Source organism: Streptomyces mashuensis (assembly GCF_014654785.1).
Classification (GTDB): Bacteria; Actinomycetota; Actinomycetes; order Streptomycetales; family Streptomycetaceae; genus Streptomyces; species Streptomyces mashuensis.
Genome location: NZ_BNBD01000003.1, coordinates 244,980 through 269,379 on the forward strand (window position 1 = coordinate 244,980; position 24,400 = coordinate 269,379).

Genomic DNA, 24,400 nt, shown 5'->3' on the forward strand with positions numbered 1-24,400 from the left:
TCGGCGGCAACCGGCACCTCAGCACCGACCGCAGCGCCCGGGATCACACCCGCCGCGCCGTCACCCACGACCGGCGGACCAGGCACCGCAGCGCCAGCAGCAACCGGCACACCAGCCACGGCAGCACCCTCGGCGACAACCGGCACCTCAGCACCGACCGCAGCGCTTGGGATCGCACCCGCCGCGCCGTCGTCCGCACCCGGCACCGGAGACGCACCGTCACCCACGGCCGGCGCGCCAGGCACCGCAGCGCCAGCAGCACCGTCAACGGCAACCGCACCCTCCGCTGCACCAGCCGCGCCGTCACCCGCACCGGGCACCGAGGACGGGCCGTCACCCACACCAGGGGCGCCAGGCACCGCAGCACCATCAGCAACCGGCACACCAGCCACGGCAGCACCCTCAGCGGCAACCGGCACCTCAGCACCGACCACAGCCCCCGGCACCACACCCGCCGCCTCGTCACCTGCGCCCGGCGCACCCGGCACCGCAACATCATCAGCAACCGGCACACCTGCCGCGGCCGCATCGTCAACGGCAACCGCACCCGGCACCGGGGACGCACTGTCACCCACACCAGGGGCACCAGGCACCGCAGCGCCTTCAGCGGCAACCGGCATCTCAGCACCGACCGCAGCGCCCGGGATCGCACCCGCCGCGCTGTCACCCGCACCCAGCACCGGAGACGCACCGTCCCCCGCACCTGGCACACCAGGCACCGCAGCACCATCAGCAACCGGCACGCCAGCCACGGCAGCGCCCTCAGCGGCAACCGGCACCTCAGCACCGGCCACAGCCTCCGGCACCTCGTCACCCGCACCCGGCACCGGGGACGTACCGTCCCCCGCACCCGGCACACCAGGCACCGCCGCACCATCAGCAACCGGTGCCCCGGCCACGGCCGCATCGTCGGCAACAGCCGACATCACATCGGCGGCACCCTCGCCGGCAACCGGCGCACCAGCACCGTCACCCGCGCCCAGCGCCGACGACGTACCGTCACCCGGACCCTGCGCACCAGGCACCGCAGCACTATCGGCAACCGGGGCGCCGCCAGCCGCCACCGCACCGTCAACAGCGACCGCATCCGACACCGCACCAGCCGCGCCGTCACCCGCACCCGGCACCGGAGACGCACCGTCTCCCGCACCCGGCGCACCAGGCGTCACGCCATCCTCAGCGGCAACCGGCACCCCAGCCGCCGGCTCATCGGCACCGTCACCCGGCACCACAGCAACAGCCACAGGCACATCGGCACCGTCACCCGGCACCGGCGCCTCAGCAGGAGCACCGGCAACGCCCGTCACAACGCCCGCGCCCGCACCGCCGGCACCGGCCTCAACCGAAGCCATCGCACCAGCCACACCGCCAGCACCGGCCTCAACCGAATCAACGGCACCAGCCACCCCGGCAACGCCCGTCGTAGCGTCAGCCGCACCGGCCACATCGGCCTCAGCAGGAGCACCGGCACCGGCCACGTCGGCCCCGGTAGGAGCATCGGCACCGACCACACCAGCCTCAGCCGGAGCACCCACACCAGCCACACCGGCCTCAGCAGGAGCCTCTGCACCAGCCGCATCAGCCTCAGCAGGAGTACCCACACCAGCCGCACCGGCCGGAGCAGCAACCTCCGTACCCACCACCCCAGCAGCCTCAACCCCCGCCACAACCGCACCGGTTGCGTCGGTTGCATCGGTACCCGCAGCAGCGTCCCCCGTTGCCGGAGCGCCCTCGGCACCCTCCGGCGCGGCGCCCCCCGTGGGCACCGTCCCGGTGTCGGGCGTTCGGGGCTCGCTCCCCAGGTCCAGGCCCTGGCTCTCGCCCTGACCCTCGCTCTGGCTCTCGGCCTCCTCCGGCATCACCACGCGCATCGCCGCCAGCGTGTCCGCGCCCGCGACCACGCGGGCCACCGCCGCGGCCGCGGCGTCGTCCGCCGGTCCCGTGGGGACTATGTCGGGCGTGGCCGGGCCCATTGCGCCCGTGTTCTGCGGCGGGACGAAGGCCGTCGCCGGCTGGGGGTCGAAGTACTCGACGCCGCCCACCGGCGGAGCGGGGGTGCTCAGGGGCTGCTGCGGCGCGGCCGGGCCGCGGTCGGCCAGGGAGCGGACGACGCCGCTGTGCGGTTCGGGGACCGGCGGGCCCATGTGGAGGGGGCGGCGCGGCGGCGGAGGGGAGGGTTGCGTGCGCACACCGGTGAAGTCGTGCGAGCCCGTGTCGCGGCCGCCCGTCTCGTGCGTACCGGCCGGCGGCTGCTCCATCCAGGCACCCTGGGCGCCGGGCATGAGCAGCAGGTCGTCCTCCTCGGCAGGGTCGGGGTCGACGAAACCGTAGGGGGCCTGACTGCCGGTCTCGGCAGGGGCTGCGGCGTCCGCCGGGAGCGCGCCTGCGTTCTCCGGCTGTTCCTCGCCCGGGAACCGGCCGGTGTCGGTCATGCGTACCCCTCGCCCATCGGTAGTGCTCCTTCCAACCGCTGCCGCCCACAGACAACAACGAGCGTCCATGCCTGGCGGCACGTTGTGTGCCACCGATGCCACCCTGCCCTGCACGCGCCAAGCGAGTGGGGCGTTCGGGACATTGACGGGTGTGGTGTCGGACACCGCTCGCCGGGAGCATCGGCAGCACGACGGTCCGCCAGCCTACCTGCCGACCGACCAGCAGGGCCCTGGGCCCCGGCCACTCCCCTACGCGTGCGTCCGACGGCCGCTCAGCAGGAAGGCTACGGCGCGCTCGCGCTCCGTCCAGGCGGCTGTGTCCAACTCCACTGCCTGGACGAGCACGCATTCGACGGCGTACCCGCCCTCCGCGAGGACCCGGCCGATCTCCTCCGCCTCGTCGCGCGTGGCGGCGTGGGTGACGATGCGTTCGGGGCGGCGGTCGGCGCAGGCGGCGACCACCGGCGGGCCGCCGCCGCCCACCCGGACCACGTCCGGCTGCGGCAGGTCCTCCAGGACGTGCGGTGCGGTGCCCTCGACGAGCTGGAGCATGACGCCGTGCCGGCGGGCCACCACGGCGGTGCGGCGGCAGGCCACGGGGTCCCGGTCGACGGCGATGACGGCCGCGCCGAACCGGGCGGCCTCGACCGCCGCCGCGCCCGTGCCGCAGCCGATGTCCCACACCAGGTCGCCGACGCGCGGGCCGAGCCGGGCCAGTTGCGCGGCGCGCAGTTCGGTCGTCTCGCCCTCCCCCGGCACGCCGTCGTACGCCTCGGCGGGCAGCGCCCAGCCGCGGACGGGTGAGGGGTAGCCGGGGTGGCGGCCGGCGATCCAGCCGCCGGGGCCGATGGTGGGGCCGCCGGGGCCGCCGATGGCGATGACGACGTTGGGGTCGCGCCAGGCGTGGTCGACGGCCCGGTCGGAGGTGACGACGGTGACCTGTTCCCGGTCGGTGCCGAGCTCCTCGCAGATGACGAACGTGCGGTGGACGTCGCCGAGCAGCAGGGCGAGCTCGGCCGGGCCGGCGCCCGGCGAGGTGAGCACGGCGACCTTGGGGTGGGCGCGGCAGACGTTGACGGCGCGGCGCAGGTCGCGGGCGTGGGCGACGACGATCTGGGCGTCGTCCCAGGGCATGCCGGCGCGGGCGAAGGCGGCGGCCACAGAGGAGACGGCGGGCACGACCTCCACTTCGAGCCCGTACTCGGGGGCGCGGAGGGTGCGGACGACGCCGAAGAAGCCGGGGTCGCCGTCGGCGAGGACGACGGCGGAGCCGCGGTGGCGGGCGATGCGGCGGGCGGCGAGGTCGACGCTGCCGAGCCGGATGCGTTCGGCGGTGCCGGGCACCTCGGGCAGGGCCAGGTGGTGGGCCGCACCGGCCACGAGGGTGGCGGCGGACAGGGCGGAGCGGGCCGCGTCCGTCAGCGGTGAGCCGTCCCAACCGATCACCGTGACCCGGTCGGCCATCGTCGTCTGTCTCCTGGACTGCTGAGGGGGCTGGGCAGGGTGAGATTACCCCGATTGGTATGGACCGGGGGTGGAGCGGGGCCGGCGCCTGTGCCTGCCGGCTACGGGCTGTGCCCGCTGGCCGCGGCCGGTCAGCGCCAGTCGGGGAACGCGCCGAGGTAGCCGCCGGCGCCCGTGGTGTCGTACCCGTCGCCGGGGTGGCCCTCACGGATCTCGTCGAGGTCCTCCGGCAGGAGGCTCCAGACGATGAGGTCGGTGCGGTTCTCCGTCCAGCCGCCGTCCTCCGTGCGGCTGCGTGTTATCCGGGCGCTGCGCAGCACGCCCTCGCTGACGCAGCCGGTCTTCTGCGCCACCTGCTGGGCGGCGGTGTTGTCGGCGGGGGTGCGCAGCTCCAGGCGTTCGAACTTCTGGTCCCGGAAGAGCCACTCGGCGACGGCGAGGACGGATTCGCAGGCGTAGCCCTCGCCGCGGGCCCAGGGGGCGGTGACGTAGGCGATCTCGGCGGTGAGGGTGCGCCAGTCGGTGTTGCGGAGGTGGACGGTGCCGACGAGGCGGTGGGTGAGGAACTCGGTGACCGCAAAGACGATTCCGCGGCCGGAGGTGCGTTCGGCGTGGGCGCGGCGCAGGGCCCAGTCGCGGGCGTCGGCGGTGGTGTAGGGGTGGGGGGCGGAGGTCCAGGCGACGATGAGTTCGTCGTTCATCATCTCCGCGAGCGCGGGCACGTCCCCTGCCTCGAACGGGCGCAGCACCAGCCGGTCCGTACTGATGGAGATGTCCGGAAAGGTGGATGTCATGCGCTGCTCCAACGCGGGACGGGTGGGTTCGGTGCCGTCGTGGGGAACCAGCATGCAGCATGGGCGGGCGGGTTCGCCAAGCGCGCGGGCCCCGCACACGGTGGTTTCGTGCGCGGGGCCCGGGACCGTTCGGACGGCCGAGGTTACAGGGCGTCAGCTCTTGACCGGCCCGAAGGCGGGCAGCACCGCGCCGTTGTTGTACTTCTTCTCGATGAAGGCCTTGACCTCGTCGGAGTTGAGGAGCTTGGCGAGCTTGGCGATGCGGGGGTCGCCCTCGTTGCCCTTCTTGACGGCGAGGAAGTTGGCGTAGGGGTTGCCGTCGGCCTTCTCCAGGGCGAGCGCGTCCTGGGCGGGGTTGAGCTTGGCCTGGATGGCGAAGTTGCCGTTGATCACGGCGGCGTCCACGTCGGCGAGGCGGGAGGGGATCTGGGCGGCCTCCAGCTCGGTGAACTGCACGCCCTTCTTGTCCTCGACGTCGGAGAGCTTGGCGGCGGCGCCGACGCCGTCCTTGAGCTTGATGACGCCGTTGTCGGCGAGCAGCTTCAGGGCGCGGCCCTCGTTGGTGGCGTCGTTGGGGATGGCGATGGTGGCGCCGGAGCCGAGGTCGGCGGTCTTCTTCGTCTTCTTGGAGTAGAGGCCGAGGGGCTCGATCTCGACGTTGACGACGGGGACGATGTCCGTCTTGTTCTTCTTGTTGAAGTCGTCGAGGTACGGCTTGTGCTGGAAGAAGTTGGCGTCGACCTCGCCGTTCTGGGTGGCGGTGTTGGGCAGCACGTAGTCGTTGAACTCCTTCACCTCCAGCTTCAGGCCGGCCTTCTCGGCGAGGTTGTCGCGGACGAAGTTCAGGATGTCGGCGTGCGGGGTGGGGCTGGCGGCGACGACGAGCTTGGCGGTGGGGTCGGCGTCCTTGCCCTTTTTGGCCGAGCCGGAGGAGGTGTCGGAGGGGGCGCTGCAGGCGCTCAGGCCCAGGGTGAGGGCGGCGGCCGCGGCGAGGGCGGCGGTGAGCTTGACGGTGGTGGCGGTGGTACGCACGAAGAGTGCCTTCCTTGCTGTGGTGTACGGGTCCCAGGGGGTGTCGCCCGGCAAAGGGTCCGGGCTCCGGGGTCTGTGGGGGGTGGCCGGCGGGGTCAGACCGCCTTTTCGGGGGCCGAGGCCGGAACGGAGTCGGACACGGCCTCGGGGGCGGCGGTCGCGGGGGCCGTCGTGGCCGTGGCGGGCTTGCGCTGGGCGGGCAGCAGGCGGCGCAGGCCGGCGGCCGGTGCCTGGCGGCCGCCGCGGGCGGCGAGGCGGCGGACGGCGAAGTCGCCGGCGAGCTGGACGACGGTCACGATGACGATGAGCAACACGATCGTGACGTTCATCAGCGTGTCCTCGCGGCGCTGGTAGCCGTAGGTGATGGCGAGGTTGCCGAGGCCGCCGCCGCCGACGGCGCCGGCCATGGCCGAGTAGCCGATGAGGGTGATGACGGTGGTGGTGAGGCCGGCGATGAGGGACGGCAGGGCCTGCGGCAGCAGCACCTTGAAGATGATCGTCCAGGTGCCGCCGCCCATGGCCTGGACGGCCTCGACGAGCCCGTGGTCGACCTCGCGGATCGCGGTCTCCACCAGCCGGGCGAAGAACGGGATCGCGCCCAGGGCCAGGGCGACCACGGCCGCGCTGGGGCCGATGGACGTGCCGACGACGAACCGGCTGAAGGGGATCAGCCAGACGATGAGGATGATGAAGGGCAGGGACCGGCCGAGGTTGAGGACGGCGCCCAGGACCTTGTTCACCAGGGCGTTGCGCAGCAGTCCGCCGCGGTCGGTGAGGACGAGGAGGATGCCCAGGGGCAGGCCGCCGACGACGGCGTAGACCGTGGACCACCACACCATGAAGAGGGTGTCCAGACAGGCATCGCGCAGCAGCGGCTGCATCTCGGACCAGGTCACTTGGCACCTTCCTCGGCCGGCGCGGCGGCGGGCGCCGGCGTGTTCACGTCCGCGACGTCCACCTGGAGGCCCTGCTCGCGCAGGAAGCCGATGGGGACGACGTTCTCCTCGAAGCGGCCGGGCAGCTCGATGCGCATCCGGCCGATCTGCCGGCCGCCGACGGTGTCCATCGCGGCGCCCAGGATCGAGATGTCGATGTTGTACGTACGGGCGAGCTGGGAGACGACGGGCTGGGTGGCGGCCTCGCCGTGGAAGGTGACGTCGACCACGGTGCGGTTGGGGCCGGAGGGCTCGCCGCCGACGGGGAACAGCTCGGCGGCCAGCTCGGAGCCGGGCGTGGCCAGCAGCTCGGCGACGGTGCCGGACTCGACGATGCGGCCGGACTTCATCAGGGCCGCGGAGTCGCAGATGGTCTTCACGACGTCCATCTCGTGGGTGATGAGGAGGACGGTGAGGCCCAGCTGGCGGTTGAGGTCGCGCAGCAGCTGGAGGATGGAGCGGGTGGTCTCCGGGTCGAGCGCGGAGGTCGACTCGTCGGAGAGCAGCACCTTGGGGTCGCCGGCCAGGGCGCGGGCGATGCCGACGCGCTGCTTCTGGCCGCCGGAGAGCTGGCCGGGGTAGTTGCGGGCCTTGTCGGCCAGGCCGACGAGGTCGAGCAGCTCCAGGGCCTTGCGCTCGCGCTCCCGGCGGGCGAGGCCGAGGATCTCCAGCGGCAGTTCGACGTTGTCCTGGACGGTGCGCGAGGACAGCAGGTTGAAGTGCTGGAAGACCATGCCGATGCGGCTGCGGGCGCGGCGCAGTTCGGCGGAGGCGCGCGGGCCGCGGCCGGCGAGCGCGGTCAGGTCCTGGCCGGCGACGGTGACCGTGCCGGAGGTGGGGCGTTCCAGGAGGTTGACGCAGCGGATGAGGGTCGACTTGCCGGCGCCGCTCTGACCGACGACGCCGTACACCTCCCCCTCGCGTACGTGCAGATCGACGCCGCCGAGTGCGGTGAACTCTCGGCCGCGTGAGCGGTAGACCTTGGTGAGGCCCGAAGTGGTGATCACAGGGTTTCCGTCACTGTCGAGTGCCGGTGCGGGTACACGCCGGCACGGGCATGGGCTGCGGAACGCGGCTGCGGAGCCCGGCGGGCCCTGGGCGGGCGGAAGTGCGGGGTCCGGTGACGCGAGGGGCGGTGGCGGCCTCGCCGGCCGGGGGCGGCCGGGCGGGCGCGGGGTCTCGCTTCGGGGCGCGAGACACGGAAAGGAACAGGGGCCCTCAGCGGTCACACATTCGACACATGCAACGGGCAGCACCGGGCGTGGTCATCGCCTCGGTCGCAAGGGTGCGGCTGCTCGTCGTGGTCATGCGGGCAAGTAAAACAGAAGCGCGTGCGAATCAGCCATGCCTGTCCGAATAGCGGACGGTGCTGCTCGAGGCGTGGACGGGACGCCTGGGGAGCGTGGGGCGGGACGTGGGGTGGGACGTGGGCGCGACATGGGGCGGCAGGTGCCCGCGCGGGCTCGGGAGGGGTCGGGTGGGGTCGCGTGGGGTCGCGTGGGGTCGCGCGCGGGCGGGGCGTCCCGGGCGATTAGAGTCGTGCCATGCCTGTCACGCCCCCTTCGTCCCGCCGCGCCACCGCCCGGGGGCCGCGGTGATCGACGCGCTGACGCTCGCGGCCGGCCTGGCCGCCCTCGGGCTCGCCGCCTGGTGCGGCTTCGCCTTCACCCGGGACCAGCCGACCAAGGACTGGCACTTCATCGGCATGGCCGTGGTGTCGCTGCTGGTCCTGGTGCAGCTGGTGGTCGGCGTGGTGCGGCTGGCCGGTGGCGACCGGCCCGCCCAGGGCACCGCCATCTTTGTGGCCTATCTGCTCGGTGCGGCGGCCGCCGTGCCCGCGGCGGGCTTCATGTCGCTGGCCGAACGCACCCGCTGGGGCTCGGCCACCGTCGCGGCGGGCGCCGTGATCCTCGCCGTGCTCGAGGTGCGGCTCTACGACATCTGGGGAGGCTGACCATGGCCGAATACCGCTCCGCGTCCGACGCCACCGCTGCCGAAGCCGCTGCCGAAACCGCTGCCGAAACCGACGGCACGGCCGGCGGCGCGACCGCCCCGGCGGCCGCCCGTCCCCGGTTCGACCTGGGCCAGGGGCCCGGCCGGCTGCTGGTGTGGCTGTACGGCGTCTTCACCGTCGCCGCGGCCTCCCGGTCGATCGTCCAGACGATCCTGGACTTCGACCGCGCGCCGCTCGCCTACCTGCTGTCGGCCGCCGCGGCCGTCGTGTACGCCTTCATCACCTACTCGCTCGTCCGCGGCGGCGAGCAGGCCCGCAGGGCGGCGCTGGTGTGCTGCGCCGCCGAGCTGGCCGGTGTGCTGATCGTGGGCACCTGGACGCTGGTGGAGCCCTCGGCGTTCCCCGACTCGACGGTGTGGTCCGGCTACGGCATGGGCTACCTGTTCATCCCCGTGCTGCTGCCGCTGTCCGCCATGGTCTGGCTGCGCCGGGCCCCGCGCGGCTGACCGCCGCTCAGGCCGTCGTGGCCAGGGCGTGCGCGACGCCCTTGTCCGGCTCCTTCTCCAGCGTGACGAGGGTGAGCTTGCGGGTGACCTCGGTGGTGCCGGTGCTGCGGTAGCCCCACTTGCGGTACAGCCGCAGGTTGCCCTCGCTGCGCTGGCCGGTGGCCAGCCGGAACCGCTTGGCGGCCCACTCGCCCGCCAGCCGCTCCTCGACCGCGGCCAGCAGCCGGCCGCCCAGGCCGTGCCGCTGGAGGCGGGGGTGGACGATGAGGCCCGTGATCTCGGCCGTGCCCTCCGCGTCCACGAAGCCGCGCACCGAGCCGACGACCTCCTCGCCGAGCCGGGCCACGAGCACGCAGCCGCGGCCCAGTTCGGCGCGCAGGTCGTCGAGCGACTGGGTGAGGGGCTCGATGGAGTAGTCGCCGTAGAGTTCCGCCTCGCTCTGGTAGCAGAGGTACTGGAGTTTGAGAATCTGCTCGGCATCGGTCTCGGCCGCGGCCGAGATGCTCACACTCATGCCCATCTGCGCATGCCTCCCCTACGCCGGTTGTCTACCGCTCCCATCCCCCGGGGCCGGGAGCCGCAATCTCCCCGGTGAGCATTCTGCGCAGGCATCCCAGGCAACGGGAACGCACGGGCCCCATGGATCCTTGTGATATTCCCAACTTCCCTGCGATTTCCCGGTACGTCGGGTCTCCGGCCCCCAGGAAGGCACCGAGGAGCCCGGGGCAGCGGCCGGGCAGCCGGCGGACGGCGGCGCGCAGGGCACGGTGGGTCTCGGCGGTCAGCACGGTCTGCTCGACGCCCTGTTCGGTGCCGGCGGCCGCGGTGCCGGCGGGCGGGCCGTGGCCGGTGGGGTCGAACGGGACCTCCCGCCGGGCGCGGCGCCGGGCGGTACGGGCCTCGGCGCGGACGGCGCGGCGTAAGCGGGTGGCGCCGGGCGCGGCTGCCGCCGCGGGGTCGGTGAGCAGGCGTACCCACACCGCCTGTTCGAGATCGGCGGGCTCGACGCCGGCGGCGGGGGCCTCCGCGGCGCACTCGGCGCGGAGGAGGGGGCCCAGGCGGGTGAGGAGGTCGTGGCGGGGGTCGCGGTTACTGTCTGTCACGATCCGCTTGACGAACGGGCCCTCGGCTCCGGTTTCCGGACCGGCCGGGATTCACCCCTTCGGGCGACGGAGGGGCCACCACGGACCCCTCCGTCGTAGAGGTCACCGCTTCAGGAACGCGTCCCGTGCCAGTACCGCCGTGTCCGCGTTGTCCGAGAAGATGCCGTCGATGCCCGTCCCGAAGTACGTCTTGAACGCGCCGAGTGCGTCACCGTACGCGTTGGGGTCCGTGCCGCGCCGGTACTCCGCCGGGAGGAAGGAGTTCTCGTTCCGCATCGTGTACGGGTGCAGGATCAGGCCCGCGGCGTGGGCGTCGCGCACCAGGGTCGTGGGCTTGGTGAGCCTGCCGTCGGCGTCGCGCGGAATGATGAGGTTCAGCCAGGGGCCGATGCCCTGGGCGAAGCCGGCGATCCAGCCGAGGCCCTTGGGCGTGACGAGGTCGGCCACCGTGCGCGGGTCCTTGGCCTCGACGAAGTCCCAGGGCCGCGTCGGCAGGTCGTCCAGCAGCAGCACCTTCGGGCAGTCGAGGCCCAGCTTGCCCAGCCGCTGGAGGCTGCTCGGCTCGAACGACTGGAGGAACGTGTGGCCGTCGCGGCCCGCGCGCCCGTAGCGGCGCAGCAGGCGCGCCAGGCGCTCCTCCAGGGCGAGGCCGGCCTTGCGGAAGTAGGTGGGGTGCTTGGTCTCGACGTGCAGCCAGATGCGCCGGCCGCGCTTGCGGCCCTGCTCGTCGGCCCACTTCAGGACCTCTTCGAAGGTGGGCACCTGCCACACGCCGTCGTAGAGGGTGTTGTGCTGGCGGGTGCCGGGGATGCGCTCCTTGGCGCGGAGGGTCTTCAGTTCCGCGAGCGTGAAGTCCTCGGTGAACCAGCCGGTGTGGGCCTCGCCGTCGACGGTCTTGGTGGTCTTGCGGGAGGCGAACTCGGGGCGCGAGGCGACGTCCGTGGTGGCGGTGATGTCGTTCTCGTGCCGGCACACCAGGTGGCCGTCCTTGGTGGGGACGACGTCCTGCTCGATGACGTCGGCGCCGTTGTCCAGCGCGAACTGGTAGGAGCCGAGGGTGTGCTCGGGGCGGTAGCCGCAGGCGCCGCGGTGCCCGATGACGGTGGGTACCGGCAGGTCCCGGTACGAGGCGCCGTGGCCGCGCCGGGCGGTGGTCTCCTGCGGTGCGGCGACCACCGGGGCCGCCCCGCCGCCGAGCGCCATCGCCCCCGCGCCGAGGGCCGCCGCGGCCCCCAGCACCGTGCGCCTGCCCGGCCGCTGCTCGTGCTGCATGACTCTCCTTGCTCCGTCGGTCGGTTTCGCCGGCCGATCGTATGCACGTACGACTCGCGGGTAGAAGAACGCGGGTGGAACGGAGTGGAAAGTCACGTCAACACTGGGTTTCGAGTCGGTCAACCCCACGTGCGCCCGGGGCGTACCGGCGAGTATCGTCTCCGACCGCGTACGCGTGCGCACCGCCCGCGAAGAACACGACCGGAGGCTCTCCCTTGTCCCGCATCCTGCTCAAGGCGTTCCTCGGACTGCTGATGCGTGTGCTGTACCGCCCCACGGTGGAGGGCACCGAGCACATCGCCGAGAGCGGCCCGGTGATCCTGGCCGGGAACCACACCACGTTCATCGACTCGCTGTTCGTGGCGGTGATCGTGAAGCGGCAGGTGTACTTCATCGGCAAGGACGAGTACGTCACGGGCAAGGGGGTCAAGGGCCGGCTGATGGCGTGGTTCTTCCGGTCCTCGGGCATGGTGCCGGTCGACCGCGACGGCAGCAACGGCGGTGTGGCGGCGCTGATGACCGGCCGCCGGCTGCTGGACGAGGGCAAGGTCTTCGGCATCTACCCGGAGGGCACCCGCTCCCCCGACGGCCGGCTGTACCGCGGCCGTACCGGCATCGCGCGTCTCACGCTGATGACGGGCGCGCCGGTGGTGCCGTTCGCGCTCATCGGTACGGACAAGGTGCAGCCGGGCGGCAAGGGCCTGCCCCGCGTGGCCCGGGTGACCGTGCGGTTCGGCGAGCCGCTGGACTTCTCGCGCTACGAGGGCATGGACCGCGACCGTTATGTGCTGCGGGCCGTCACCGACGAGGTGATGAGCGAGGTCATGCGGCTGTCCGGCCAGGAGTACGTGGACATGTACGCCACCAAGGCCCGTCAGGCGAAGGCCGCCTGACGGCCCTGACGCCGCCCGCAGCCGCCCGGCGTGCCGGGCCCGCAGGAGCTCACGCCCCGCCGATGCACCGAGGCCGGAAGGCCGGGTCGGCGGGGCCTTCGTGTGCCAGGGCGTTGAGCACCCACTGCGCGACCACGGGGTCCTTGGTGGCCTGGTCGTGCATGAACAGGTCGAGCGGGCAGGCGTCCTGGAGCACCACGTTGGTGAGGTGCTCGGCGGGGCCGCCGAGCAGGGCGCTGGTGTAGGGGATGACGACCTCGTCGTGGCGGGTGGTGATGACGGTGTAGTCCGGCCCGGCCGGCGTCTCGTCGCCCGCGTTGAGCTTCGCCAGCAGGTCGGAGCCCCAGCGCTGGTCGAGGCAGGAGGGGCAGACGGTGTACCCGGCCGGGATGGCGAGGGGGTTCTTCGTGCCGTGGTTGGACGGCACGATGCCCACGAGGTCGTCGACCTTGTCGGCGCCGCCGAGGAACTTCACGTAGTAGCGCGGCATCATGCCGCCCTGGCTGTGCCCGACGATGTCGACCTTGGCGGCGCCCGTGGCGCCGCGCACGGCCTCGACGAAGTCACGCAGCTGGGCCGCCGACTCGGGAACCGGGTCGGTCTCCAGGTGCCCGTAATTGAAGGCGAAGACGCAGTAGCCGGCCTCCTTCAGGCGCGGCGAGAGCTTCGCCCAGTTCTCGGCCATGAGCTTGAAGGTGCCGTTGACGAGGACGACGGGCTGCGGGTGGGCGGAGTCCGGCTTGCAGGACCAGTCGTTGGCGCCGCTCGGCGGGATGTCCAGGGGCGAGGCGGAGGCCGGGCTCGCGGCGGGGCCGGCGGTGGCGAGCACTGCGGCGGCCGCGGCCGCGACGAGGTATCCGACGGTGGTGCGCAGGCGTATGGGGCGCAGGGGACGCATGGGGGGTTCCTTCGGAGACGGCCCGGGTGTCCGGGGCGAAGGGTTTCCGAACCGCGTTCGGCATTGCCGACCGTTGGCCGGGATCTTCTCCGGGGTGTCAGTGATGCGTCAAGGGAGTTACCGGCCGGTAAACATCACAGGGGCCGGGGGTTGCGACCCCCGGCCCCGATGCGGTTTGCTCATCCGAGCTGTCCGCGGCTCAGCCGCCGTAGCCCTCCTCCAGCCGCTGCCCGCGCAGCAGGAACCACGCCGCGCAGGCCGTGGCCAGCAGCACCACCGCGCCCACGCCCGAGGCGATGCGCAGCCCGTCCACGAAGGCGTCCTGCGCGGAGGCCAGCAGGGCGGCGCCGCTGTCGGCCGGCAGGGCCCCGGCGGCCTCGACCGCGCCGCCCAGCGACTCGTGGGCCTCGGCGGCCTGCTCGGCCGGCACCCCGGCCGGCACGGCGAAGCCGCGGTAGACACCGGTGACGATCGTGCCCAGCAGCGCGATGCCGAGCGCCGCGCCGAGTTCGTACGCCGTCTCGGAGACCGCCGAGGCGGCGCCGGCCTGCTCCTTGGGCACGCCGGAGAGGATCACGTCCGCCGTCACGGTGAAGGAGAGGCCCGCGCCGACACCCACGACCAGCAGCAGCGCGCCGAGCACCGGGTACGGCGTTCCGGCGTTCAGCCAGACGATGCCCGCCAGCGCCACCCCGATGGCGGCCAGCCCGCCGGCCACCACCGAGCGCACCGAGAACCGCCGGGCCGCCTGCCCGGCCAGCAGGCCCGCCGTCACCGCGCCGATCGCCGCGGGCAGCTCCGCGAGGCCCGCCTCCAGCGGGCTGCGCTCCTGGACCAGTTGGAGGAACTGGGAGAGGAAGAAGACCATCCCCGACAGCCCCAGCACGGTGAGCAGGTCGGCCAGCACCGCGGCCGAGAAGCCCCGGTGGTGGAAGAGCCGCATGTTCAGCAGCGGCGAGTCCAGCGTCAGCTGCCGGCGCACGAACCACACCAGTGCGCCCACGCCGACCGCGGCGATCAGGGCGGTCGTCGCGCTCAGGCCGTTCGTGGCACCTTCCTTGACGGCGTAGACGACCGCGATGATGCCCGTTATCGACAGGGCCACACTCGGCAGGTCCCAGGGCCCCGGCGAGGGGTCGCGGGATTCGGGCAGCAGCTTCACGCCGACCAGGACCAGCACCGCCATCACCGGCAGGTTGATCAGGAAGACCGAGCCCCACCAGAAGTTCTCCAGCAGGAACCCGCCCACGACCGGGCCGACGGCGGCACCCGCCGAGGCCATCGCGCCCCAGATGCCGATCGCCAGGCTGCGTTCCTGCGGGTCGTGGAAGATGTTGCGGATCAGGGCGAGCGTGGACGGCATCAGCGTGGCGCCCGCCACGCCCAGCAGCGCCCGGGCGGCGATCATCATCTCGGGGCTGGTGGCGTAGGCGTTGAGCACCGACACCGCGCCGAAGGCCACCGCGCCGCTCAGCAGCAGCCGCTTGCGGCCCACCCGGTCGCCCAGGCTGCCCATCGAGACCAGCAGGCCCGCGATGACGAACGAGTAGACGTCACCGATCCACAGCAGCTGCGTGCCCGTGGGCTGCAGGTCCTCGCTGAGGAACGGGGTGGCCAGGCCCAGGACGGTGGCGTCGACCGCGACCAGCAGCACGGCGAGCGCGAGGACGGCCAGCGCGAGCCAGCGCCCCGGCTGCTGCGCCGGCGTCTTCCCTGACGACTGTGCGGGGGTCGTGCTGGTCACCGGTCCACCCTCCGACGGGCACCGCCGAGCAGCAGCTCGGAGACCATGCGCGTGAGGTCCTTGGCGGCCACCCGCCCATCGTGCACGGCCCAGGCGCCGGAGGCGATCAGCCCGTACAGCGCGTCGGTGAGCCAGGCGGGTGACAGGTCGAGGCGGAAGACCCCTTCCTCCTGGCCGCGCTGGAAGAGGTCCTGCACGCGCGCGTCCAGCCGGTTCCAGCCCTCGTTGATCTCGCCCTCGAAGAGCTGGTTCTCGGTGTAGAGGAAGGAGAACAGGCCGGCCACCGGCTCCACGGACACGATGAGCCGCCGTACGGCCTCGGCGGGGTCGCCCTCGCCGGTCCGCGCCTCGTCCAGGGCGTGCTCGAACCGCTCGATGGCCAGCTGCTCCAGGGCGCGGACGAGTGCGTCGCGGCCCGCGAAGTGGCGGTGCAGGGTGGCACGGCTGATGCCCGCGGCCTTGGCGATCTCGTCCATGGAGGCCGTGGCCTTGCGCGTGAGCAGGGCGGCGGCTTCCTTCAGGACGCTTTCACGGTTCACACTCATGAGACAAGGGTAACCCGTATGAGACATCAATGTCTCATACGGGTGTTCCTTGTCTCAGAGGCCGCGGGGCGGGAACGCCCTGGTTGCGTGCCGCGTTGATCCTCAGCGCCGGGCGTCCGCCCAGGCCCGCTGCACCTCCAGGTCCCCCTTCACCTCCTGGAGCTGCACGGCCACCGCGGACGGCGCCGTACCGCCGCGCCCACTGCGGGACGCGATGGCGCCGTGCACGTGGAGCACCGAGCGGACCTCGGGCGTGAGGTGCGGGGAGATGGCCGCGAACTGCTCGTCGGTCAGCTCGTCCAGCTCGATGCCGCGCGCCTCGCACTCCTTGACGCACGCGCCGGCGACCTCGTGCGCCACCCGGAACGGCACGCCCTGCTTCACCAGCCACTCGGCCACGTCCGTGGCCAGCGAGAACCCGGCGGGCGCCAGCTCCTCCAGCCGCTCGCGGTGGACGGTGAGGGTGGCCATCATCCCGGTGAAGGCCGGGAGCAGGACCTCCAGCTGGTCGCAGGAGTCGAAGACCGGCTCCTTGTCCTCCTGGAGGTCGCGGTTGTACGCGAGCGGGAGGGCCTTGAGCGTGGCCAGCAGCCCGGTGAGGTTGCCGATGAGCCGCCCGGACTTCCCGCGCGCCAGCTCCGCAATGTCCGGGTTCTTCTTCTGCGGCATGATCGAGGAGCCGGTGGAGAAGGCGTCGTGGAGCGTCACGAAGGAGAACTCCTTCGTGTTCCAGATGATGACCTCCTCGGCGATCCGCGACAGGTCCACGCCGATCATCGCCGTGATGAAGGCGAACTCGGCGACGAAGTCGCGCGCGGCCGTGCCGTCGATGGAGTTGGCCGCGCTGCCGTGCTCGAAGCCGAGGTCGGCGGCGACCGCCTCCGGGTCGAGCCCCAGCGAGGAGCCGGCGAGCGCCCCCGACCCGTACGGCGAGACGGCCGTGCGCTCGTCCCACTGCCGCAGCCGCTCGGCGTCCCGGGACAGGGCCTGGACGTGGGCGAGCACATGGTGGGCGAAGAGCACGGGCTGGGCGTGCTGGAGGTGCGTACGGCCGGGCATCGCCACGTCCGGGTGCGCCTCGGCCAGCCCGACGAGCGCCTCCTGGAGGTCGGCGATCAGGCCGCCGATGATCCGGGCGTGGTCGCGCAGGTACATCCGGAAGAGCGTGGCGACCTGGTCGTTGCGGGACCGGCCGGCCCGCAGCTTGCCGCCCAGCTCCGGGCCGAGCCGCTCCAGCAGGCCGCGTTCGAGGGCCGTGTGCACGTCCTCGTCCGCGACGGTGCCGGTGAAGGCGCCGGAGGCCACGTCGGCCTCCAGCCGGTCCAGCCCCTCCAGCATCGAGGCGAGCTCGTCCTCGGTCAGCAGCCCGGCCTTGCGCAGCACGCGGGCGTGGGCCCGGGAGCCGGCGATGTCGTACGGGGCCAGCCGCCAGTCGAAGTGGACGGAGGCGGAGAGTTTGGCCAGTGCCTCGGCGGGGCCGTCGGCGAACCGGCCGCCCCACAGCCGTACGTCCTGTGTCCCGCCCTGGTCCTCCTGGGTGGGGGCGCTCATACGAGGTCCCGCTTGGCGGCGACCTTGCTGGACAGGCCGAAGATCTCGATGAAGCCCTTGGACATGGACTGGTCGAAGGTGTCGCCCGTGTCGTACGTGGCGAGGTTGAAGTCGTACAGCGACTTCTCCGACCGCCGGCCGGTGACGACGGCCCGGCCGCCGTGCAGGGTCATGCGGATGTCGCCGGTGACGTGCTCGTTGGCCTCGGCGATGAAGCCGTCCAGGGCCCGCTTGAGCGGCGAGAACCACAGGCCGTCGTAGACGAGCTCGGCCCACCGCTGCTCGACCTGCCGCTTGTAGCGGGCGAGCTCGCGCTCGACGGTGACGTTCTCCAGCTCCTGGTGCGCGGTGATCAGCGCGATGGCGCCGGGGGCCTCGTAGACCTCGCGGGACTTGATGCCGACCAGCCGGTCCTCGACCATGTCGATCCGGCCGACGCCCTGGGCACCGGCCCGGTCGTTGAGCTGCTGGATCGCCTGGAGGACGGTGACGGCCTCGCCGTCGATCGCGACGGGAACGCCCTTGTCGAAGCTGATCACGACCTCGTCGGCGTCCCGGGGGGTGGCCGGGTTGGCCGTGTAGTCGTAGATGTCCTCGATCGGCGCGTTCCAGATGTCCTCCAGGAAGCCGGTCTCGACGGCCCGGCCGAAGACGTTCTGGTCGATGGAGTACGGCGACTTCTTGGTGGTGGCGATGGGCAGGCCCTTGGCCTCGCAGAAGGCGATGGCCTTGTCCCGGGTCATCGCGTAGTCACGGACCGGCGCGATGCACTTCAGGTCTGGCGCGAGGGAGGAGATGCCGGCCTCGAACCGCACCTGGTCGTTGCCCTTGCCGGTGCAGCCGTGGGCGACCGTGGTGGCGCCGTGCTTCTGGGCCGCGGCCACCAGGTGCTTGACGATCGTGGGCCGGGAGAGGGCGGAGACCAGCGGGTAGCGGTCCATGTAGAGGGCGTTGGCCTTGATCGCCGGGAGGCAGTACTCCTCGGCGAACTCGTCCTTGGCGTCGGCCACCTCCGCCTCCACGGCACCGCACGCGAGGGCGCGCTTGCGGATGACGTCCAGGTCCTCGCCGCCCTGGCCGACGTCCACGGCGACGGCGATGACCTCGGCGCCCGTCTCCTCGGCGATCCAGCCGATGGCGACGGAGGTGTCCAGGCCGCCCGAGTAGGCGAGTACGACGCGCTCGGTCACGGGTTTCTCCTCACGATGCAGTGCAATGCGCTTCTAGGCATAACTATGCAACGACCCGTATGTTTCGTCAATGGCTCGTGGGAGTGAATTCATCGCGGGGCACACCAGGGGAACAGGAGGGTGACCCCCGGATTTGGATCACGGAGCGGAACAGGATATTTTCTTCCTGCACGCCCCACCGGGCAGAAACCGGCGGGAACGGGCACCGGGACGTGGCGCAGCTTGGTAGCGCACTTGACTGGGGGTCAAGGGGTCGTGGGTTCAAATCCCGCCGTCCCGACACGGAAGAAGCGGCCTCCGGCCTGAGACAACTCAGGCCGGAGGCCGCTTCTTGTCGTCCTCGTCACAAGGAGACACTCATGTCCACGGGCACCTGGAGGCACGGCCGCCCCGGAGCGTTACGGGCGTTATATGCGAGAACGGGCAGCGCGGGCGGAGCGGGACGCGCGAGAGCCTGGGCCGCGCGGGCCGCGGCCGGAATCCTGTTCTTGGGGGGCCTGACCGGCGGGATGCCGGCCGCCCACGCCGACGGGGCCGGGCCGCAGCGGCCGGCGCCGGCACCGACGGGCGGGCCGCAGCCCTGGAAGGTGCCGCGGCTCACGGTGATGCCCCTGGGCGACTCGATCACCGAGGGCACCGGCAGCTCGACCGGGTCGAGCTACCGCGCCGCGCTGTGGGACCGGCTGACCGGGCACGCCGACCGCCTCGACTTCGTGGGGTCCATGAAGAGCGGCAGGCTCCCGGACACCGACCACGAGGGCCACTACGGCTGGAAGATCGGCGGCCTGTCCGCCAACATCGACACCTGGCTGCCGCCGGCCCGGCCCAATGTCGTCCTGCTGCACATCGGCACCAACGACGTGCACGACGACTACCGCACGGCCACCGCCCCCGCCCGGCTCGGCGCGCTCGTCGACCGGATCACCTCCGCCGCGCCGGACATGACCGTCCTGGTCGCCTCCCTCGTCCCGTCCAACGACGCACCGACGCAGAAGCGCATCGAGGCGTTCAACGCCACCGTGCCCGGCCTCGTCGCGGAGCGGCGGGCCAAGGGCCGCCACGTCGGGTACGTCGGCATGGGCGCCGTCACGCCGCAGGACATCTCCGACGACCTGCACCCCAACGACCGCGGCTACGCCAAGATGGCGGACGCCTTCTACGACGGCATCGCCCGGGCGGCGGCCGACGGCTGGATCCGGCAGGACGTCGCCGTCCGCCCGGCCCCGCCGCGGACCCCGCCGCCCGGTGACTACCGGGTCGACGCCGACGGCGACGGGCGGGACGACTACCTGGTGGTCGAGGACAACGGCGTCGTGAAGGCGTGGCTCAACAAGGGCGGAACGGGCCGGGCGGGCTGGACCGAGCGCGGCACGTTCGCGACCGGCGTCGGCGAACCCGGCAGCAAGGTCCGCTTCGCCGACATCGACGGCGACGGCAAAGCCGACTACCTCGTCCTCCAGGACAACGACGTGGTCAAGGGCTGGATCAACAAGGGCGGGACGGACCGCGGCAGCTGGGCGGAGTTCGGCACGTACGCCACGGGGTCGGCGAACCCGCCGACAAGATCCGCTTCGCCGACATCGACGGCGACCGCAGAGCCGACTACCTCGTCCTCCAGGACAACGGCGCGGTCGACGCCTCCGTGAACCGCGGCGGCTGGGCCGAGTACGGCGCGTTCGCGCCGGGCTTCGGGGAGGCCGGGCGCAAGGTACGGCTGTGAGACCGGGCGGGGCGGCCGGGGCGGGCACCGCCGCGACCGCCCCGCCCCCGCCGGTTCAGCGGCGGCCGCGCGGCGGGGCCGGGACCGAGAAGAGGCGGCGGAAGTAGGAGGGGTCCGCATCCTCTCCGACCATGCGGCCCTCCGCCTCCACCCAGGCGTGGGCGGCGAACGGCGGGTGGGCCCGTACGCCGACCGTCCACTCCGGCCAGCTGCCCCGCGCCCGGCACAGCAGCACCGTGGCCAGGGAGCGCGGCAGGCAGCCCTCGTCGGAGGCGCAGCGCAGGCTCACGGTGACCACGGCCGCGCGGGCGGCAGCGGCCTCGCCGTAGCGGGCGGGGCGGGCACCGGTGCGGAGGCGGGCCAGGACCGTGCGGATCTGTGCCGGGGGCCGGCGGGCGAGCCGCCGGGCGACCGCCACGGCGGCGAGGGTGAGCAGGCGGCGGCCGGGCGTGAGCCGGGTGCGGGCCCGGTGCGGTACGACGCCGCTCACGGGCGTACCAGCCGGGCGTCGCGCAGCCGGGTGAGCAGGCGTTCCACGTCCTCGCGGGCGCGGTCGGGGCCGACGGCGTACGTCCCGGTGAGCCGGCGGACGGCCTCGTCGACGGTGCCGCCGTCGAGGAGGGTGCGCAGGGTGAGCGACGCGGAGGCGTTGAGCTGCCAGTAGCGGCCGTCGGCGCCGTCCAGCAGGACGGTGCCGTAGTCGGTGTCGGCGGTCGAGACGTCGGCGCGCAGTCTCAGGGTCATCGTTCCTGGCTTTCGGGCTGGGGGCGTTGTGCGGTGCGGATCCAGAGTTCGCAGGCGAGCGTGGCCGGCATGGTGCGTTCGTGGTGCCGCGCGGAGTAGGGGCGGCGGAACAGTTCGCGCAGCGGCGCGGGGTCGACGAGCCCGAGCTCCGCCAGGTGGGAGGAGTCGAAGAGGCCGGCCAGTTCGCGGCGGTGCTTCTCGAAGCTCTCGGCGGCGATGCGGCCCCCGTCGCCCTTAGTGCGCCGGGTGAGCAGTTCGCGCGGCAGCACGCCGGCCAGGGCCGTCTTGATGAGCGGCTTGAACTCCCATGGCGTGGCGCGCTGTTCGGGGCGTACGGCGAGGCAGACGTGGAGCACCCGGTCGTCCAGGAAGGGCGAGGACTGGGTGAACTCGGTGGTGTCGACCAGCTGGTGGTGCTGGCGGATCATCCGGCCGACGCTCTGGATCTCCAGCAGGTCGCCGTGGCGGCCGCGGGTGGGCGCGAGGGGGTGGGCCGTGCGGGCGGTCTGCCGCAACGCCTCACCGATCAGGTGCCGGGCCTCGGGCGTGAGCCAGCCGGGCACCTGGAGGGCCCCGCCCCAGGCGAACACCGAGGAACGCCGCGGGCCGGCGGGGCTGTTCCGGGTCAGCGCGTCGGCCTCGGTGGCCAGCCAGCTGCCGTACGAGCGGCCGTCCAGCAGGTCGCGCAGGGGCACGGCCGGGCCGCCGGCGGGGCCGGCGAGTGCGCGGAGGGTACGGAGCCGCTTCAGGGCGAGCAGCGGACGGCTGCGCAGCAGGTCGTGGTCGTATGCGGGGTGGCCGGTGAGCAGCTGGTCGCCGCCGAAGCCGTCGATGTGCAGGCGCGAGCCGTGGGCGACGGCCTTGTCCCGTACCGCCCGGATGCGCGGGGCGCTGGACAGGGCGACGGCGGGTTCGTCGGGGAGGGCGTCCAGGGGCAGCAGGCTGCCGTCGGCGCCGAAGAAGCCACCGAAGAAGCCGGGGAGGTCGTGGGAGGGGTAGACGACGTGACGCATCTGCGGGAGGTGGGCGGCGGCCTTCTGCGCCCAGTGGAGGTCGTCGTCGGCGTCGTCGGGGTTGTCCATGGTGAAGGCGGTCAGCCCGGGGCGTTCGCGGGCGGCCAGCATGGTGAGGCTGGTGGAGTCGAGGCCGCCGGAGAGATCGAGGGTGACGGTGCCGGTGTCGCGGGTGCGTGCACGGACGGCCGCTTCGAGGGCGCGGGCCAGTTCCGTCGCGCCCTCTTCGAGGGAGAGCACCGGTTCGGGGGCCTGCCACCAGCGGGCCGTGGTCTGGTGCCGGCCGTCCGGGGAGAGGACCAGGCGGGTGCCGGGCGGCACGGCCGTGACGTTGCGCCAAGGGGTCCGGTCGGCCAGCGGGTGCGGGAGCGAGGGCAGCAGGCGCAGGGCCAGCGCGGTGCGGTCCAGGGAGGCGCCGAGGAGGGCGGCCAGGACGTCGGCGCGGTCGGCGGCGAAGGCCAGGCCGTCGAGCCGGCCGTGGAAGACGCGGCGCAGGCCCGAGGCGCTGCCCTGGATGTGGAGGCGGTCGCCGACGTGGGCGACGAGGTGGAAGCTGCCGGCCCAGGTGGTGCCGAGCCGGTCCAGGTCGCGGGGCGCGCGGACGCGGGCGGCGGCCTCGGCGAGGCGGGCCTCGGTCACGTCGCTGTGTCCGATGACGGCGAGGCGGGTGCCTCCGTGTTCGGCGACGACCACCTGGCCGGGTACCAGCCGGCCGGCCACCCAGGGCCGGCCGGACCGGTGCGTCAGGACGGACTCGGTGCCCGGTGGGAGCCGGCGGGCCGCCTCGGCCGCGGACTCGTGGTCCGGCAGGACCACGAAGTGGGGCGTGGCGGCACCGACCATGAACGTCTCCTCACCGGTCTCACCGGATTCCCTCGCCGCGTCGGGGTGCCACTACCACCAGCTCTTGGGGTAGTTCACCACCGGCTCGACGCCCTTGATGCCGAGGATGCCGGTGTCCTCGGCGAAGGAACCCGCCTCGAACATCTCCGGAGCCTCGTAGGCCTGCAGCTCCCGGCTGTCCGCGCGCTCGTCGTTCATTATTGAACTCACCTCCCTCCTGCTGATCCGTGGGATCGGAGGGCAGCGCTGCCGCGCACGGGAACGCGGGGCGGTGCTGTACGCACCGCCCAACTGCCGTGGGCACCGGAGGAATTGAGGCCCCCGTGACGTCCTGACCGGTGCTTGATCACGACTGTTCCACAGTCGAACGTATGGATCAAGGTCGGGATACGGCCGTATCGTCCCGCAGATTCCGGAATGTGCTGCACCACTTGCCGGCCGGCAGCAGCACCGGCACCGGCGGTGTCACTCCTCGATCGCCCCGCCCACGCTCCGCAGGTGCCGGCGGAAGGTGTACGACGGGTCGGCGGCGCGGCGGGCGAGGTAGCCGGCGAACGCCGTCTGGTCGCGCAGGGTCTCGCCGGCGCGGATGCGGCGGGCCTGCTCGCGCTCGGTGCGGTGGATGGCGCGGGCCGTCTCCAGGAGCTCGGCGGCGCGGGCGGCCGGGAGGAAGAGCACACCGTCCTCGTCGCCGACGACCACGTCGTCGGCGCTCACCGTGTGCGGCCCGAACCGCACCGTCTCCAGGGCGCCGGGCTCACGGTCGTCCAGCCGTACGGGGCCGGGCGGGCAGCTGCCGTAACTGAAGACGGGCAGGCCGATCTCCACCAGGTCGGCGGTGTCGCGGTGCAGGCCCCACACCACCAGGCCCGCCACGCCCGCCGCCGCGGCCTCCAGCACCACCAGGTCGCCGATGCACGCCTCGTCCTGCCGGCCGTCGTTGCCGACGACCAGCACGTCGCCCTCGCGGGATCCGCCGAGCGCCTCCAGGAAGACGTCCACGCTGCCGTAGTGCCGCGCCGGCAGCACCCGCCCCGCCACGCGCCCGCCGGGCACCACCGCGGCGATGCCGGGCGGGGCCGTGCGCAGCGGCACCCCCTGCCGTACGCAGGCGTCGGCCAGCAGCGGCGTGGACAGTCCGGCGAAGTCCTTCAGCACGGGTCCCCCTCGTCGGTCCTCGTCGTGGGCTGCTCGCCGCTCAGCCGGCGTCGGCCCCGCGGTGCTCCCGCTGGGCCAGCCGCAGCAGGTGGTCGGCGAGCGCCTGGCCGCCGACCGGGTCACGGCTGATGAGCAGCACGGTGTCGTCACCGGCGATGGTGCCGATGATCTCGTGCACGCCGGCCTGGTCGATGGCCGAGGCGAAGAACTGGGCGGCGCCCGGCGGGGTGCGCAGCACCACCAGGTTGGCCGACGCCTCGGCGGAGATCAGCAGCTCGGCGGCCAGGCGGCCCATCCGGGCCTCGGAGGCCGACTCGCCGAGGGGGGCGCGCGGAGTGCGGTCGCCCCCCTCGGACGGGACGGCGTAGATGAGCTCGCCGCCCGTGTTGCGGATCTTGACGGCGCCCAGTTCGTCGAGGTCGCGGGAGAGCGTCGCCTGGGTGACGGACAGCCCGTCCTCGGCGAGCAGCCGCGCCAGCTGGCTCTGCGACCGGACCGCCTGCCGGCCGAGGATGTCCACGATCCGGCGGTGCCGTGCGGTGCGGGTCTGCGGCACGGCCTGGCCGCCCTGGCCCGGATCGGTCTGCTGCGCCTCGGTCATGGTGTTCG

The 24,400-nt window shown here is 73.0% G+C and carries 24 protein-coding genes and 1 tRNA gene; 5 read left to right on the plus strand and 20 right to left on the minus strand.

Annotation, left to right across the window (positions count from 1 at the left end):
* Positions 1–43: 43 nt before the first annotated feature.
* The 6 genes from IE305_RS33750 to IE305_RS10525 form a co-directional block, all read right to left on the minus strand.
* Entirely contained in the window at positions 44–505 is a 462-nt protein-coding gene (locus tag IE305_RS33750; RefSeq protein ID WP_373311566.1) for a hypothetical protein, read from the minus strand.
* A 2,176-nt stretch (positions 506–2,681) separates the two neighbouring features.
* Positions 2,682–3,896, minus strand: a complete 1,215-nt coding sequence (gene cbiE, locus IE305_RS10505; RefSeq protein WP_190129233.1) for a precorrin-6y C5,15-methyltransferase (decarboxylating) subunit CbiE — start codon at positions 3,894–3,896, stop codon at positions 2,682–2,684.
* Positions 3,897–4,027: 131 nt separating this feature from the next.
* The gene (locus tag IE305_RS10510) at positions 4,028–4,690 is read right to left on the minus strand and encodes a GNAT family N-acetyltransferase (RefSeq protein ID WP_190129234.1); all 663 of its coding nucleotides are present in this window, start codon (positions 4,688–4,690) and stop codon (positions 4,028–4,030) included.
* Positions 4,691–4,843: 153 nt separating this feature from the next.
* A complete protein-coding gene (locus IE305_RS10515) occupies positions 4,844–5,722 on the minus strand; it encodes a MetQ/NlpA family ABC transporter substrate-binding protein (RefSeq protein WP_190129235.1) in 879 nt (292 codons plus the stop codon).
* Positions 5,723–5,817: 95 nt separating this feature from the next.
* Complete coding sequence (locus IE305_RS10520) at positions 5,818–6,618, minus strand: methionine ABC transporter permease (protein WP_229890785.1); 801 nt, start codon at positions 6,616–6,618, stop codon at positions 5,818–5,820.
* Positions 6,615–7,664, minus strand: a complete 1,050-nt coding sequence (locus tag IE305_RS10525; RefSeq protein WP_190129236.1) for a methionine ABC transporter ATP-binding protein — start codon at positions 7,662–7,664, stop codon at positions 6,615–6,617. Before IE305_RS10525 ends, IE305_RS10520 begins: the two co-directional genes overlap by 4 nt.
* A gap of 587 nt (positions 7,665–8,251) precedes the next feature.
* Here IE305_RS10525 and IE305_RS10530 point away from each other — a divergent pair.
* A complete protein-coding gene (locus IE305_RS10530; RefSeq protein WP_190129237.1) occupies positions 8,252–8,611 on the plus strand; it encodes a hypothetical protein in 360 nt (119 codons plus the stop codon).
* Positions 8,612–8,613: 2 nt separating this feature from the next.
* On the plus strand, positions 8,614–9,117 hold the full coding sequence (locus IE305_RS10535; protein WP_229890787.1) for a hypothetical protein: 504 nt from the start codon (positions 8,614–8,616) through the stop codon (positions 9,115–9,117).
* A 7-nt stretch (positions 9,118–9,124) separates the two neighbouring features.
* On the opposite strand, the gene IE305_RS10540 is transcribed toward IE305_RS10535, so the two are convergent.
* The 3 genes from IE305_RS10540 to IE305_RS10550 form a co-directional block, all read right to left on the minus strand.
* Positions 9,125–9,637 carry a GNAT family N-acetyltransferase gene (locus tag IE305_RS10540; protein ID WP_190129238.1) on the minus strand — a complete coding sequence of 171 codons (513 nt, stop codon included), beginning with the start codon at positions 9,635–9,637 and terminating at the stop codon, positions 9,125–9,127.
* Positions 9,638–9,665: 28 nt separating this feature from the next.
* Positions 9,666–10,220 (minus strand): sigma-70 RNA polymerase sigma factor region 4 domain-containing protein, encoded by a 555-nt coding sequence (locus tag IE305_RS10545; RefSeq protein WP_190129239.1) that lies wholly within the window; start codon positions 10,218–10,220, stop codon positions 9,666–9,668.
* A gap of 102 nt (positions 10,221–10,322) precedes the next feature.
* The gene (locus tag IE305_RS10550; RefSeq protein WP_190129240.1) at positions 10,323–11,492 is read right to left on the minus strand and encodes a glycerophosphodiester phosphodiesterase; all 1,170 of its coding nucleotides are present in this window, start codon (positions 11,490–11,492) and stop codon (positions 10,323–10,325) included.
* 215 nt (positions 11,493–11,707) lie between these two features.
* On the opposite strand from IE305_RS10550, the gene IE305_RS10555 reads away from it, so the two are divergent.
* Positions 11,708–12,385 (plus strand): lysophospholipid acyltransferase family protein, encoded by a 678-nt coding sequence (locus tag IE305_RS10555; protein WP_190129241.1) that lies wholly within the window; start codon positions 11,708–11,710, stop codon positions 12,383–12,385.
* Positions 12,386–12,434: 49 nt separating this feature from the next.
* Here the strand turns inward: IE305_RS10555 and IE305_RS10560 are convergent, their stop codons facing one another.
* The 5 genes from IE305_RS10560 to IE305_RS10580 form a co-directional block, all read right to left on the minus strand.
* Positions 12,435–13,283, minus strand: coding sequence for an alpha/beta fold hydrolase (locus IE305_RS10560; protein WP_190129242.1), 849 nt, complete (start codon positions 13,281–13,283; stop codon positions 12,435–12,437).
* Between the two features lie 199 nt (positions 13,284–13,482).
* The gene (locus IE305_RS10565) at positions 13,483–15,027 is read right to left on the minus strand and encodes an MFS transporter (protein ID WP_190129243.1); all 1,545 of its coding nucleotides are present in this window, start codon (positions 15,025–15,027) and stop codon (positions 13,483–13,485) included.
* Complete coding sequence (locus IE305_RS10570; RefSeq protein WP_229890788.1) at positions 15,024–15,572, minus strand: TetR/AcrR family transcriptional regulator; 549 nt, start codon at positions 15,570–15,572, stop codon at positions 15,024–15,026. The genes IE305_RS10565 and IE305_RS10570 overlap by 4 nt, the downstream gene beginning before the upstream one ends.
* A 102-nt stretch (positions 15,573–15,674) precedes the next feature.
* On the minus strand, positions 15,675–17,123 hold the full coding sequence (gene argH, locus IE305_RS10575) for an argininosuccinate lyase (protein WP_190129245.1): 1,449 nt from the start codon (positions 17,121–17,123) through the stop codon (positions 15,675–15,677).
* Entirely contained in the window at positions 17,120–18,313 is a 1,194-nt protein-coding gene (locus tag IE305_RS10580; protein ID WP_190129246.1) for an argininosuccinate synthase, read from the minus strand. Before IE305_RS10580 ends, argH begins: the two co-directional genes overlap by 4 nt.
* Before the next feature lie 206 nt (positions 18,314–18,519).
* Here IE305_RS10580 and IE305_RS10585 point away from each other — a divergent pair.
* Both IE305_RS10585 and IE305_RS10590 read left to right on the plus strand, forming a co-directional pair.
* Positions 18,520–18,593: transfer RNA gene (locus IE305_RS10585), tRNA-Pro, on the plus strand.
* A 208-nt stretch (positions 18,594–18,801) separates the two neighbouring features.
* On the plus strand, positions 18,802–19,959 hold the full coding sequence (locus IE305_RS10590) for a GDSL-type esterase/lipase family protein (RefSeq protein WP_229890790.1): 1,158 nt from the start codon (positions 18,802–18,804) through the stop codon (positions 19,957–19,959).
* Between the two features lie 129 nt (positions 19,960–20,088).
* On the opposite strand, the gene IE305_RS10595 is transcribed toward IE305_RS10590, so the two are convergent.
* The 6 genes from IE305_RS10595 to IE305_RS10620 all read right to left on the minus strand — a co-directional run bounded on the left by IE305_RS10595 (position 20,089) and on the right by IE305_RS10620 (position 24,392).
* Entirely contained in the window at positions 20,089–20,523 is a 435-nt protein-coding gene (locus IE305_RS10595) for a lasso peptide biosynthesis B2 protein (protein ID WP_190129247.1), read from the minus strand.
* Positions 20,520–20,777: a lasso peptide biosynthesis PqqD family chaperone gene (locus IE305_RS10600; RefSeq protein WP_190129248.1), complete on the minus strand. Its 258-nt coding sequence runs from the start codon at positions 20,775–20,777 to the stop codon at positions 20,520–20,522. The genes IE305_RS10595 and IE305_RS10600 overlap by 4 nt, the downstream gene beginning before the upstream one ends.
* Positions 20,774–22,633, minus strand: a complete 1,860-nt coding sequence (locus tag IE305_RS10605) for an asparagine synthase-related protein (RefSeq protein ID WP_190129249.1) — start codon at positions 22,631–22,633, stop codon at positions 20,774–20,776. The genes IE305_RS10600 and IE305_RS10605 overlap by 4 nt, the downstream gene beginning before the upstream one ends.
* Positions 22,634–22,684: 51 nt before the next feature.
* Entirely contained in the window at positions 22,685–22,831 is a 147-nt protein-coding gene (locus IE305_RS10610) for a keywimysin-related RiPP (protein WP_190129250.1), read from the minus strand.
* 267 nt (positions 22,832–23,098) lie between these two features.
* Complete coding sequence (locus IE305_RS10615) at positions 23,099–23,791, minus strand: RraA family protein (RefSeq protein WP_190129251.1); 693 nt, start codon at positions 23,789–23,791, stop codon at positions 23,099–23,101.
* Positions 23,792–23,831: 40 nt separating this feature from the next.
* Entirely contained in the window at positions 23,832–24,392 is a 561-nt protein-coding gene (locus IE305_RS10620) for an arginine repressor (RefSeq protein WP_190129252.1), read from the minus strand.
* Between the last annotated feature and the right edge of the window lie 8 nt (positions 24,393–24,400).

Excerpts from the sequence above, each read along its gene's own strand:
- cbiE (WP_190129233.1), bottom strand. The coding sequence starts at position 3,896 with ATGGCCGACCGGGTCACGGTGATCGGTTGGGACGGCTCACCGCTGACG.
- IE305_RS10510 (WP_190129234.1), bottom strand. The coding sequence starts at position 4,690 with ATGACATCCACCTTTCCGGACATCTCCATCAGTACGGACCGGCTGGTG.
- IE305_RS10535 (WP_229890787.1), top strand. The coding sequence starts at position 8,614 with ATGGCCGAATACCGCTCCGCGTCCGACGCCACCGCTGCCGAAGCCGCT.
- IE305_RS10540 (WP_190129238.1), bottom strand. The coding sequence starts at position 9,637 with ATGGGCATGAGTGTGAGCATCTCGGCCGCGGCCGAGACCGATGCCGAG.
- IE305_RS10550 (WP_190129240.1), bottom strand. The coding sequence starts at position 11,492 with ATGCAGCACGAGCAGCGGCCGGGCAGGCGCACGGTGCTGGGGGCCGCG.
- IE305_RS10560 (WP_190129242.1), bottom strand. The coding sequence starts at position 13,283 with ATGCGTCCCCTGCGCCCCATACGCCTGCGCACCACCGTCGGATACCTC.
- IE305_RS10570 (WP_229890788.1), bottom strand. The coding sequence starts at position 15,572 with ATGAGTGTGAACCGTGAAAGCGTCCTGAAGGAAGCCGCCGCCCTGCTC.
- argH (WP_190129245.1), bottom strand. The coding sequence starts at position 17,123 with ATGAGCGCCCCCACCCAGGAGGACCAGGGCGGGACACAGGACGTACGG.
- IE305_RS10600 (WP_190129248.1), bottom strand. The coding sequence starts at position 20,777 with ATGACCCTGAGACTGCGCGCCGACGTCTCGACCGCCGACACCGACTAC.
- IE305_RS10605 (WP_190129249.1), bottom strand. The coding sequence starts at position 22,633 with ATGGTCGGTGCCGCCACGCCCCACTTCGTGGTCCTGCCGGACCACGAG.
- IE305_RS10610 (WP_190129250.1), bottom strand. The coding sequence starts at position 22,831 with ATGAACGACGAGCGCGCGGACAGCCGGGAGCTGCAGGCCTACGAGGCT.
- IE305_RS10620 (WP_190129252.1), bottom strand. The coding sequence starts at position 24,392 with ATGACCGAGGCGCAGCAGACCGATCCGGGCCAGGGCGGCCAGGCCGTG.